General features: G+C 63.7%; 13 protein-coding genes. 3 read left to right on the plus strand and 10 right to left on the minus strand.

The window, feature by feature from the left end:
- Positions 1-122: 122 nt before the first annotated feature.
- From NKI37_RS02395 to NKI37_RS02425, 7 genes are all read right to left on the minus strand, one after another.
- Complete coding sequence (locus tag NKI37_RS02395) at positions 123-704, minus strand: NAD(P)H-dependent oxidoreductase (RefSeq protein WP_352765419.1); 582 nt, start codon at positions 702-704, stop codon at positions 123-125.
- Positions 704-1,285, minus strand: coding sequence for an NAD(P)H-dependent oxidoreductase (locus NKI37_RS02400; protein ID WP_352595465.1), 582 nt, complete (start codon positions 1,283-1,285; stop codon positions 704-706). Before NKI37_RS02400 ends, NKI37_RS02395 begins: the two co-directional genes overlap by 1 nt.
- A 286-nt stretch (positions 1,286-1,571) precedes the next feature.
- A complete protein-coding gene (locus NKI37_RS02405) occupies positions 1,572-2,975 on the minus strand; it encodes an FAD-binding oxidoreductase (RefSeq protein ID WP_352712352.1) in 1,404 nt (467 codons plus the stop codon).
- The gene (locus tag NKI37_RS02410; RefSeq protein WP_352790926.1) at positions 2,975-4,276 is read right to left on the minus strand and encodes a cytosine deaminase; all 1,302 of its coding nucleotides are present in this window, start codon (positions 4,274-4,276) and stop codon (positions 2,975-2,977) included. Before NKI37_RS02410 ends, NKI37_RS02405 begins: the two co-directional genes overlap by 1 nt.
- Positions 4,277-4,474: 198 nt before the next feature.
- Entirely contained in the window at positions 4,475-5,326 is an 852-nt protein-coding gene (locus tag NKI37_RS02415) for an ABC transporter permease (protein WP_023670772.1), read from the minus strand.
- Positions 5,313-6,137, minus strand: a complete 825-nt coding sequence (locus NKI37_RS02420) for an ABC transporter ATP-binding protein (RefSeq protein WP_352462786.1) — start codon at positions 6,135-6,137, stop codon at positions 5,313-5,315. Before NKI37_RS02420 ends, NKI37_RS02415 begins: the two co-directional genes overlap by 14 nt.
- Before the next feature lie 2 nt (positions 6,138-6,139).
- On the minus strand, positions 6,140-7,144 hold the full coding sequence (locus NKI37_RS02425; protein ID WP_023670774.1) for an ABC transporter substrate-binding protein: 1,005 nt from the start codon (positions 7,142-7,144) through the stop codon (positions 6,140-6,142).
- A 255-nt stretch (positions 7,145-7,399) separates the two neighbouring features.
- On the opposite strand from NKI37_RS02425, the gene NKI37_RS02430 reads away from it, so the two are divergent.
- Both NKI37_RS02430 and NKI37_RS02435 read left to right on the plus strand, forming a co-directional pair.
- Positions 7,400-7,783 (plus strand): RidA family protein, encoded by a 384-nt coding sequence (locus NKI37_RS02430; RefSeq protein ID WP_023670775.1) that lies wholly within the window; start codon positions 7,400-7,402, stop codon positions 7,781-7,783.
- Positions 7,784-7,836: 53 nt separating this feature from the next.
- The gene (locus NKI37_RS02435) at positions 7,837-8,640 is read left to right on the plus strand and encodes a creatininase family protein (RefSeq protein WP_352790928.1); all 804 of its coding nucleotides are present in this window, start codon (positions 7,837-7,839) and stop codon (positions 8,638-8,640) included.
- A gap of 9 nt (positions 8,641-8,649) precedes the next feature.
- Here NKI37_RS02435 and NKI37_RS02440 read toward each other — a convergent pair whose 3' ends face one another.
- Positions 8,650-9,159 (minus strand): tyrosine phosphatase family protein, encoded by a 510-nt coding sequence (locus tag NKI37_RS02440; RefSeq protein ID WP_023690985.1) that lies wholly within the window; start codon positions 9,157-9,159, stop codon positions 8,650-8,652.
- Positions 9,156-10,211 (minus strand): threonine-phosphate decarboxylase CobD, encoded by a 1,056-nt coding sequence (cobD, locus tag NKI37_RS02445; protein WP_023690984.1) that lies wholly within the window; start codon positions 10,209-10,211, stop codon positions 9,156-9,158. Before cobD ends, NKI37_RS02440 begins: the two co-directional genes overlap by 4 nt.
- On the opposite strand from cobD, the gene cbiB reads away from it, so the two are divergent.
- A complete protein-coding gene (cbiB, locus tag NKI37_RS02450; RefSeq protein WP_352790930.1) occupies positions 10,210-11,199 on the plus strand; it encodes an adenosylcobinamide-phosphate synthase CbiB in 990 nt (329 codons plus the stop codon). The genes cobD and cbiB overlap by 2 nt on opposite strands.
- Positions 11,200-11,213: 14 nt before the next feature.
- Here the strand turns inward: cbiB and NKI37_RS02455 are convergent, their stop codons facing one another.
- The gene (locus NKI37_RS02455) at positions 11,214-11,528 is read right to left on the minus strand and encodes a hypothetical protein (protein ID WP_352790932.1); all 315 of its coding nucleotides are present in this window, start codon (positions 11,526-11,528) and stop codon (positions 11,214-11,216) included.
- Positions 11,529-11,539 lie beyond the last annotated feature (11 nt).

The following is an 11,539-nucleotide window of genomic DNA, read 5'->3' on the forward strand; positions in this document are numbered from 1 at the left end:
CGAAGCGGCGATTGCGAGACGGGGTGGGGGTGCGCCCTACGAGACCCCCCACCCCGCTTCGCAAAAGCCGCCTTGCGGCATTTGCTGCGCGACCCTCCCCACAAGGGGGAGGGTGAAGAAGCTCAAAACCGCTCCAGCTTCGCCCGCACCTTCACCAGAAACGCCGCCCTCGTCCTTGGCGTCGAGGCGTCCATCAGGTAGTGCGCCAGGAAAAACGTCCGGCAGCGGCGGGCGCACAGCGCGCGCATACCGCGCAGCAAGGTCTTGCGGCCGGGCTGGCCGACGACGACGCTCCACCAGGTCGGCGCGCCGCAGGTGGTGATGACGCCGACCCTGGTGACATGTGTCATCAGCGACGTGATGCGCCCCTTGCCCAGCTTGAAGGCGACATCGGTCGCCCAGACCCGGTCGAGCCAGCCCTTCAGCATGGCCGGCAGCCCGTACCACCAGGTCGGATAGATGAACAGGATCGCCTCAGCCCAGGCGAGATGCTCGAAATGCGGTTTTAGGGCCGGATCCTCCGGCGCCCGCTCATTGTAGGCGCGTCGCTCTTCACAGCCCATCACCGGATCGAATTCCTCCGCATAGAGGTCGAGCAGCCGCACCTCCCAGCCGCGTGCCTTCAGCACATCGACGGCGGCATCTCTGATGGCGGCGCAAAAGCTTTCGGGCACCGGATGGCAATAGACCACCAGCACGCGCATCAGAATTCATCCATCCCGGCCGCGACCTTGGCCATGAAGGCTGCCCGCGTCTCGTCGGTCGACAGGTTCATCGAATAATGAGCGAGGTAGGACACCGAGGCGCCGGGCCTGATCGTCGCGCGCAGCATCCGCTTGACCAATCTGCGTGGCGGATCGCCCATCAGCATGGCGCGGAAGCGGCTGCCGCCATAGGTGGTGACGGCGGTCAGCTTGCGGATGTTGTGGAGCGACGGCTGCGCCTTGCCGTCGGCCAATTTGAACGACACGCCGGGCAGAAACACGCGATCGAAATAACCCTTCAGGATGGCCGGAAAACCGTAGTTCCAGACGGGATATGACAGCACCAGCGCCTCAGCCCGCAGCAAACGCTCGACATGGGGCGCGGCCGGGTCCGCAGGGCTGCGTTGGTTATGATAATCCAGCCTCTCCCCGCGCGTCAGCCTGGGGTCGAAATCCTCGGCATAGAGATCGCAATCGTCGACCTCATGGCCGGCGGTCGTCAGCCGCTCGACGATCGTGCGGTGCAGGCCTGCATTGAAGCTGATCTCCACCGGGTGTGCGTAAAGGACGAGGACTTTCATGGGAAGGCATTGCCGGGGTCGGCGCGAGGCACCCCCCTCTGCCCTGCCGGGCATCTCCCCCTCAAGGGGGGAGATCGGACTGCCGCATCGCTTTCACTAATTGTCAGCGTGTCAGATTGGCTGCGGCGTTCAGGCTGCCAATCTCCCCCCTTGCGGGGGGTGAGAAGTGGTCGGCGAAGCCGATGGGAAGCCAATTGCTTGGCTTTCCAAACGACGAACGCCCGAAGCGGCAGCGTAGGGCCTGTGCCGGCAGGACAGAGGGGGGTGCTCAAGCTCAAACCTCTGCTCATTCTGCTTTCTGCAAACCCTTGAACAAAAAAGTCCGGCCCGAGCGATAGTCGTAATCCGGATTTTCCCAGGCGATCATCTTGCCGGGATTGAGCAGGCCTTGCGGATCGGTCTCGCGCTTGAAGGCGAGCTGGATTTCATCCGTCTGCTTCATGCCGCCCTCTTCCAGCGTGTAGCGGTGCGGGTTGAAGATCGGGCAGCCATTCTCCTCATGCAGCCGGATGATTTCGTTGAGCCGCGCCTCGGTGGTGAATTTCACCAGCGGCAGGCCGAAGCAGGTGATGTTGCCGTCGAGGCGCACGAATTCGAGATGCGAAAAGACCTCGTTCGGAAACATCGCGTCCATCTTCTCCACCAGCGCCAGCTGGTTGGGAAACGGATAGAGCGATTGCAGATAGGTGATCGCGGGATCGACCCGCAGTGCCCTGAGCGTGGTGTGGTTCCACGCCAGTTCGAAGCCCGGCGGCAGGCCCTTTTTCTCTTCGTCCGTTGCCGTCGCCGCATTGAAGATGACTTCGCCGCCGGCGCGGCGGGTGAAGGCGAGGAACGCGTCTAGCCCATGCCGGGCAACCATGACGACGCAGATGCTTTGCCCGTCCCGGAAGAACTTCTGGTGGCGCTTGAAATAGAGCTGCGGCACGGGCGCGGCGATCGGCGTGATCAGCTTGGTCAGGATGCCGTCCTGGCGTGCCAGCGCGTTGCCGTAGCGGGCTGCCGGCATGAAAGCGTCGAAGCCGACGATCACGTCGATCCATTCATAGGCTGCAGTCAGCGGCATCTCGACCTCGGTGATGATGCCGTTGGTGCCATAGGCGTGGGTGACCTTGTGCAGGTCCTCGCCGGTGAGTTCGAGCGCCTTCGGCTCCGCCTCCATAGTGACGACGCGCAGGCGCAGCACATTGCCGAAATCACGCAGACCGCCGAAATTGATCGAGCCAACGCCGCCCGAGCCGCCGGCGATGAAACCGCCGATCGAGGCGGTGTTGTAGGTCGACGGCGACAGCCGCAGTTCCTGCCCGGAATGCGCGCGCGTCGCTCTGTCGATGTCGGCGAGGATCGCGCCCGGCCCGGTGACGACGCGGCCCGGCGCTATGGCCTTGATCTCGTTCATCTCGGCAAGGTTCAAAACCACGCCGCCCGACAGCGGCATCGCCTGGCCGTAATTACCGGTGCCGCTGCCGCGCGGCGTCACCGGAACGCCATGACGGTGGCAAGCGGCAAGCACGCGGATCAGTTCGGCCTCGTTCCTGGGCGTCACGATCAGGTCGCCGGTGACGTGGTCGAGCTGCTGCTTCAGCACCGGGCTGTACCAGTAGAAGTCGCGGCTCTTCTGCTGGATGATGGCCGGATTGTCGTCGAGCTTTATCCCGTCGAGATCGCGTTTGAGCGCCGAAACATCCATCATTCCACCATCAGTCCGTCGAGCTCGGCGTAATCGGGCAATTGTCTGTCGATCGCTCGTCCCGCGCGCACGACGATGCGATCCGATTCGGGCCGCGAGAGCAATTCCGTCCAGCTCCGCCCTTTGAAGACGATGAAATCGGCGCTGCCACCGGCTGCCAGTGTCCCGACACCGTCGAGCCGCATCACCTTGGCCGGCGTCGCCGCCACCGTCTGCGGCCAGTCGCCGACCGGATGGTCGAAATGCAGGATGCGCGTCGCCATGCGGTAGACCTCCAGCATGTCGAGATCGCCATAGGCATAGAAAGGATCGCGGGTGTTGTCGGAGGCGACCGCGACCGCAATGCCCCTCGCCTTCATCTCGTGCAGCAAGGTCACGCCGCGCCAGCGTGGCGTGGTCTGGTCGGCGCGCCGGTCCTGCAGATAGAGATTGCACATCGGCAGCGACACCACCGCCAGCCGCGCCTTGGCCACCTTGTCGAGTGTATCGAGCACGTCGAGGTCCGGCTGGCGCGCCAGCGAGCAGCAATGTCCCACCAGGATGTTGCCCTCAAAACCGTTCCAGAGTGCGGCCTCGGCAATCTTCTTCAGCGAGATCGCCGCGATATCGTCGGTCTCGTCGGCGTGGAAATCGAGATCGAGCCCGTGCTTGTTCGCCTCGGCGAACACCTTGTCGAGAAGCTCTTCGAGATCCGGCACCATATAGGTGACGACGCCGAGCACGCCCTTGGCCGCAGCCACACGCTTGGCCAGCCTCTCGAACGACTTTCTGTCGCGCACGCCTTCGATGCCGAGCAGGCAGGCTGCCTGCAATTCGATGCGGCCGCGCCATTTCTCCCGCATCGCCTCGAACACCGGCCAGGAGATTTCCTCCTGTGGCGGCACGCTGTCGAGATGAGTGCGCAAGGCCTTGGTGCCGTGCGCGTAGGCCGAGCGCAAAGAGAAATCCATGCGCCGCGCCACGTCCTCGGCGCTCCAGCGCGCTGCACGGTCGGCGCCGGTGGCATTGAGCGCGCCCATGAAACTGCCGTCGGGATTGGGTTTGCGCGGCCAGATATGGCCCTTGTCAATGTGGGTGTGGCAATCGACGAAGCACGGCAGGATGATGCGGCCGGCAAGGTCGATGGCGGTGGCTGGCGCTTTTGATTTCTTGTGCGCGGCGATGCTGGAGAGCTTACCGTCGGCGACGGCGATGTCGGCCAGCGCGAAGCCGTCAGTATCGTAAGTGGTGGCAAGACCTGATGTCAGCGACCGGTGAAGGCGGACGTTGGTGAGATGGTACGAGCCAGAGGTCGGTATCAAGGACCGCCCCCCTCTGCCCTGCCGGGCATCTCCCCCTCAAGGGGGGAGATTGGCAGCTTTTCCGACAGCACCCGTCTTCCAACGTCGATAATTGGCGAAATCCCGGATGACGTCCAATCTCCCCCCTTGAGGGGGAGATGGCCGGCAGGCCAGAGGGGGGTGTTTCGCGCCAGCATCTCAATCACGTCACCCAACCCCCTACCGCTCCTGCTTCAGCGCGCTCTCGTGCCAGCGGCGCAGGATGAGATGCGACACCAGCGACAGCACCAGGAAGATCAATATGCCGGTGAGCGAGATCAGGATCAGCGCCGCGAACAGCCTTGGCGCGTTGAGGCGGTAGCCGGCCTCGATGATGCGCGACGCCAGCCCCGACGACTGCCCCTGCGCGCCGGCGACGAACTCGGCCACCACGGCGCCGATCAGCGACAGGCCGCCGGCTATCTTCAAGCCTCCTAGAAAATACGGCATGGCCGCCGGCAGTCTGAGATAGCGCAATTGCTGCCAGCGCGTCGCGCCGTTGAGCTTGAACATGTCGCGCAGATTGCGGTCGACCGAATTGAGGCCGAGCGTGGTGTTGGACAGGATCGGGAAGAACGCAACGATCCAGGCGCAAAGCAAAAGCTTCACCGTCTGGTTGTCCACATAGATGTTGATGAGCGGGAAGACCGCCACGATCGGCGTTACCTGCAGCACGATGGCGAAGGGAAAGAACGACATCTCCACCCATTTCGATTGCGCAAACAGCACCGCCAGTCCGACGCCGCCGACGACCGCGAGCAGCAGGCTGAGAAAGGTTATGCGCAACGTGACCAGCAGCGCGGAGAACAGGAGCCCGGCATCGCTATAGAGCGTCCACAGCACCACGCCGGGGCGCGGCAGAATATATTGCGGGATCGCGTTCCACACGCAAATGCGGTCCCACAGCCAGATCGCCAGGATCATGATCGCCAAAGGCAAGACCCACCGGCCGATCCGCTCCAGCCGCTCCTGGCGTACGCGGCCGGCCTCTTCCGCGTCGAGCGTTGCGGCATTCTGATCAATGGCCGTCATGGTGCGGTCCGGCTGATGTGTTGATGGCGTTGACCAGGATGTCCGAGGCCTGGCGGCAGAGCGCGGCATAGTCGGGCGAGGTGCGAAACACCTCGTCGCGTGGATAGGCGGCATCGATTGCCAACTCGGCATGGACGCGGCCCGGCCGCGCCGCCATGACGACGACGCGGTTGGACAGGAACACGCTTTCGAAGACGCTGTGGGTGACGAAGACGACGGTGAAGCGCTCGTCCTGCCACAGCTCCAGAAGATCGTTGTTGAGCTTGAAGCGGGTGATCTCGTCGAGTGCGGCGAACGGCTCGTCCATCAACAGAATGCGCGGCTTCGTCACCATGGCGCGTGCGATCGAGACGCGCATCTTCATCCCGCCGGAAAGCTCGCGCGGCACGGCGTTTTCGAAACCGGTCAGGTGCACCCGCTCCAGCATCTCCGTCACCGCCGGCGCCGCCTTGGCGCGCGACGCGCCTTTCAGCCTGAGCGGCAGCCAGACATTGTCGAAGACATTGGCCCAGGGCAGCAGCGTCGGTTCCTGGAAGACGAAGCCGATATTGGCGCGGTCGATCGAACCGCCCCAGTCGAGTTGACCGGATGTCGGCGTCGACAGGCCCGCGATCAGCCTCAACGCCGTCGACTTGCCGCAGCCGGACGGCCCGAGCAGGCTGACAAAATCGCCCTCGCGGATGGCGAGATCGACGTCGCTCAATGCAGTCACGCCATTGGAAAACACCTTGCCGACATGGCGCAGCGTCAGCAGCATCGGGCCTTCACCCGATGCCGTCATGGGCGCCTGCGCCATCTTTTCCAGCTTCACGATTACTTCTTCAGCTCGATTCCGACACCTTTGTTGATGAAGGCCAGCGTATAGGCCTTCTTGATATCGATGCCCTCGGGCGTGACCTTGGCCTTGACCATCTTGTCATAAAAGCTCTTGATCCGGTCTTCGTTCATGGCGCCGATGCCGAGCTTTTCGGTGTCGCCGGAATCGGCCAGGCCGAACTTCTTCATCTGCTCGATCGAGAAGGCAATCTGCTCGTCGCTCATGTCGGGATTGTCTTTCTTGATCATCTCGTTGGCGGCCTTGTTGTCGCCGTAGAGGTAGTTGTACCAGCCCTTGGCCGAGCCATCGACGAAGCACTGGACCACCTCCGGCCGCTTGTCGATCGTGTCCTGCATCACCTCGATCGTCGTCGAATAGGTGTCCCAGCCATAGTCGGCGAGCAGGAACTGGTTGGGCACGAAGCCGCCTTCCTTCTTGACCGCAAAAGGCTCCGAGGTGACGTAACCCTGCTGGATCGACTTCTTGTTGGCTAGGAATGGAGCGGTGTTGTAGGTGTAGGGCACGCGCTTGGCGGCATCGAAACCGAGTTCGATGACCATCCACTGGAAGAAGGTCTGGACGCCCTCGTCGCCGAGAATGTACTGGTCGGCGTTCTTCAAATCCTCCCACTTGTCCAGCCCCTGCCCCGGGTGGGACATGATGACTTGAGGGTCCTTCTGGAAATCGGCGGCGACGACGCGCATCGGGATGCCCTGCTGGACGGCGTCGAAGGCCGACAGCAGATTGCCGCCCATGTAGAAATCGAGCTTGCCGGCCAGCAGCAGCGGCCGCCCGCTGACCTGCGGACCTCCCTGCGAAATCGTCACGTCGAGGCCACATGCAGCGTAGGTGCCGTCGGCGACGGCCTGGTAGTAGCCGCCATGCTCGGGCTCGGCCAGCCAGTTGGTGCCGAAGGTGACCTTCTCGTTTGCTGCCGCGCCGAACGTGCCGGCTCCAAGCAGCGCGACCGCAAGCGCTGAAATCTTCTGTTTTCCGTACATCGACACCACCCTTTGTTGGCTCCGGAGCGTCACGCGCCGGGCTCGACACCATTGATCCAAGAAGCAAGACACATGCCACCGCCCAGGCCGCCTGCTTGCGCGGCAGTCACTGCCAACACCGGACGGGTCATGCTGTGCGGGAGGCATCGTGCCTATTTTTTGGACGCCTGTCCACAATCGCCCTTGTGCCATGCACCACATCTTGAACGTACTATCGGTCACGTCTTAGGCTGGTCTCGCAGACAGGAGATTGCCATGTTCAGATACCTCGCGCCGAAGTCGATCAAGCCGCCTTTCGCCCGCTACAGCCACGGCGTCGAGGTGCCGCCAGGCAAGCGGCTGGTTCTGTGCTCCGGCCAGGTCGCCATCACGGCGGACGACCAGATCCCCGAGGATGCCGGCGCGCAGGCCGAGCTCTGCTTTCAAAACATAGCGGCGATTCTAGCTGAAGCCGGGCTGGGGCTAGGCGACATCGTGCGCATAAACGCCTACGTCACCGACCGCGCCTTTCTGCGGCCCTATATGGACGTCCGCGACCGGTTGTTTGCCAGCCCCGCGCCCGCCTCGACGCTGATGATCGTGTCAGGCTTTGCGCGGCCGGAGTTCAAGGTCGAGGTCGAGGCGATTGCGGCTGGGTGATCGACAGGCGACGTTTGGCACGCTAGGTCTCCCTCACAGTCAAGAGGCATGACATGACCGTTGCAAACAGACGCATGTGGTGGGGCGACTACCGGACCACCGAATACGCCGCGATCGATCCGGAGGCGACGATTGCCGTGCTGCCGGTGGCGGCGATCGAGCAGCACGGCCCGCATCTGCCTGTATCAACCGACACCTCGATCATGAATGGCATGCTGGAGACGGTCATCGCCCGCCTGCCCGGCGATCTCGACATCCGCATCCTGCCGGTCCAAACGGTCGGCAAGTCGAACGAGCATCTGCAGGCGCCGGGCACGCTCACCCTGCCGGCGGCCACCCTGGTCGATGCCTGGACCGAGCTTGGCCTGTCCGTTGCCCGCGCAGGCGTAAGGAAACTGATCGTCGTCAACTCGCATGGCGGCAATGAAGAGATCATGGGCATCGTCACGCGCGAGCTGCGCGTGCGTGAGAGGATGCTGGCGGTGAAGACCAGCTGGCAGCGCTTCGGCCGCCCCGCCGGCATGTACACCGAGCTGGAAGACCGCCATGGCATCCATGGCGGCGACGTCGAGACCTCGTTGATGCTGCATTTTCGCCCGGAGTTAGTCGACATGGCCAAGGCCGACAATTTCGCCTCCAAGGTCGCCCGCGCCGAAACTGAATTTGCGCTGCTGCGCCACACCGGAACGCACGCTTTCGCCTGGATCGCTGGGGATCTCAACCCCAACGGCGTGGTCGGCGATGCCAGCATTGCCACGGCCGAGAAAGGCCGACTGACGGCGGAGCATCAGGCCGACGGCTTCATCACCCTGTTGAAGGATGTGCGCAAGGCGAAGCTTGCCGACTGGCTGGCATAGCGGGCCGCCTTAGCCGTCGATCTTCAACACGAAAGGCGTACCCTCAAAAGCATCGTCGCCGCGTCCGATCGCCTCGATCGCTTCGATCATGCGGCCTTGTCGTGAGAGAAGAGCATCCGCGACGGCGATCAACCGTGGATTGGGTGTCGCCGAGGGCGAAAGCTTCCGCAATGTCTGCGCAAGTTCGACTTCGTCGCGCTTCGGGGCGAGCGCCGCCGCAATGATATAGGCCGAGGCGGTCGAGCGGCTGATGCCGGCATAGCAATGGACGACCATGGGTTTGGCGCGGTCCCATTTCCGGGCGAAATCGAGCAGATTGCGCACATGGTCTTCGCCGGGCATGGTCATGCCGTCCTGCGCCACCGCGATGTCGTGCATGACCAGATGCAGGTGGTTTTCCCTCGCGATTGAGGCCGGCCGCGTCACCTCGGTGCCGGCAGCGAGCAGCGACAGCACGCGCACGGCGCCGCTTTTGGCCACCGTCTCCTCAAGCTTTGCCAGCGAACAGATATGGATCATGGCGCGATCTCCTTCGACCCATCGTCGCGCCGTGCGCCCCAGTCGGCAAGCGCCGATTCAAGCCGCTGCCATTCCTCCTGACTTCCAGGCAGCCCCGCGCGGAGCACCTGGGGACTCTCGGAAAAATGCCTGAGCAATATGCCGCGCTCACCGAGCGTCGAAAACAGCCCCGGTGCATCGGCAAGCCGGAGATAGCGAAACAGCGTCGTGCCGCCGGCGACAGCAACGCCAAAGCGCGAAAGCAGCGCATCGAGCCGCGCCGCATCCTGCGCCAACCGCCGCCGCATGTCGGCCTGCCAGCCGCTGTCGGCAAGCGCGCGGATGCCGTATTCCAGCGCTGGGCCGGCGACCGCCCAAGGGCCGAATTGCGATCCAAGCCTTTCGACCGTCGCTGCATCGGAAAGTGCGAAGCCGAGTCGCAGGCCGGCGAGACCGAAGAACTTGCCAAACGAGCGCAGCACGACGATGCCGCCCCGCCCGACATCGCCGGTCAGGCTTTCCGCGTGCGGGCCGACATCCATGAAGGCTTCGTCGACGACCAGCAGACCGCCTATGGCGCGCAATGTCTCGGCAAGCCGAAGCAGCCTTTCCCGCGACACGACTCGCCCGTCGGGATTGTTGGGATTGACGACGATGGCAATTTCGGCTCCGGCAAGCCCCTCGAAATCGTCGACCTCCGCCACCGCATGGCCGGCAATCGCGGCGGCCCTGGCATGCTCGGCATAGGTCGGCCCGAGCACCAGCGCCTTGCCGGGGCTCACCAGCGAGGCGACGCGCGGCAGCAGGATCTGCGTGCCCGGGGCGACCACCACATTCTCGGCCGAAGGCGCGCCATAGGCGCCGGCCGCGACCCTGGCCAGCTCACGCAGGCGCGCGGCCTCCGGCAATCGTGACAGGGCGGTGGCGGGCAGCTCGAAAAGCGGGTAGGAGTGCGGATTGATACCTGTCGAGAGATCGACGAAAGGTTGTGGCGCGTGAGGGAAGAGCGCCCTCGCCCGGCCAAGGGATCCACCGTGATCCACCACAGTAATCGCTCCATCAGAAAGCTTCATGTCGATCCTGATCGCTTTCCTGTCGCTGGCCATCGAACGCATCCTGGGTTACCCGGACTGGCTGTTCCGTACCGTTGGCCATCCCGTCACCTGGTTCGGCAGGCTGATAGCCTTTCTCGACCTCAGGCTCAACCGCGACACTGATTCCGACGCGCTGCGTCGCCGCCGCGGCGTGCAGGCGCTGCTGGTGATCGTGCTGGTGCCGGCGGCAATCGCCTTCATCGTGCAAATCCTGCTCTGGCAGCTCTTTCCTGCCGGCATGATCATCACGGCAATCCTGGCCTCGTCGCTGCTGTCGCAAAAGAGCCTTACCGAACATGTCGAGGCGGTGGCCGATTCGCTGGATACCGGCGGGCTGGCGCTCGGCCGCATTGCGGTTGCGCGCATCGTCGGCCGCGATCCAGAGAAGCTCGACCATGCCGGCGTCAGCCGCGCCGCCATCGAAAGCCTGGCCGAGAATTTCTCCGACGGCATCGTTGCGCCCGCCTTCTGGACAGGTGTCTGCGGTCTGGCCGGCGGCGTCGCCTACAAGGCCGCCAACACCGCCGATTCGATGATCGGCCACCGCACCCCGCACCACGAGGCCTTCGGCCGCGCGGCGGCACTCTTCGACGACTGGATCAACCTGCCGGCGTCCCGGCTGACCGCGTTGCTGATCGTTGCCGCCGCCTTTCTCGTTGACGGCGCCGATCCCCGCAACGCCTGGCAAGCAGTGCGGCGCGACGCCAAAAAGCACCGCTCGCCCAATGCCGGCTGGCCGGAAGCGGCAATGGCCGGCGCACTCGGCCTGGCGCTCGCCGGCCCGCGCAGCTATGGCGGCGTCATCGTCGAGGACGCCTATATGGGCGAAGGCGGCCGCCGCGAGGCCGACAGCACCGACATCCGGCGGGCGCTGAAACTTTACCAGATAGCAGACTATCTGCTGATCGCGCTGTTTGGATTGCTCTCCGCGGTCGTCATCTACCTGGATGTTTTGATCTCGCAGTAGATGCGCCGCCTGACTCACCAAGAGACACGGACTTCCTTGGCGTTTGAATCCACCGCCGCGCCAAATCTTTTGATCGCGTAACCGCCGGCGGCCACAGCCGAGGATTTCAGCACAGGCTCAATCACAAGGAAAAGCTTCTCGGCGTCTGGCCCGTACAGATAGAGGGTGCATTTGCCCCCACCAAACTCGTCACCATCAAATTCGCCGACATGCGCATTTGAAACAGCTTTTTCCAACCGATCCTCCAGAACTTGGACCGATTGCCGCTCTTCCGGCGCCCCGAACTGACCGCCGCTCAGAAGAAGGTAGACAATCACGGCTTGTTCCAACGGTGATCTCC

The sequence above is a fragment of the Mesorhizobium sp. M0626 genome, from assembly GCF_040320665.1.
Taxonomy (GTDB): domain Bacteria; phylum Pseudomonadota; class Alphaproteobacteria; order Rhizobiales; family Rhizobiaceae; genus Mesorhizobium.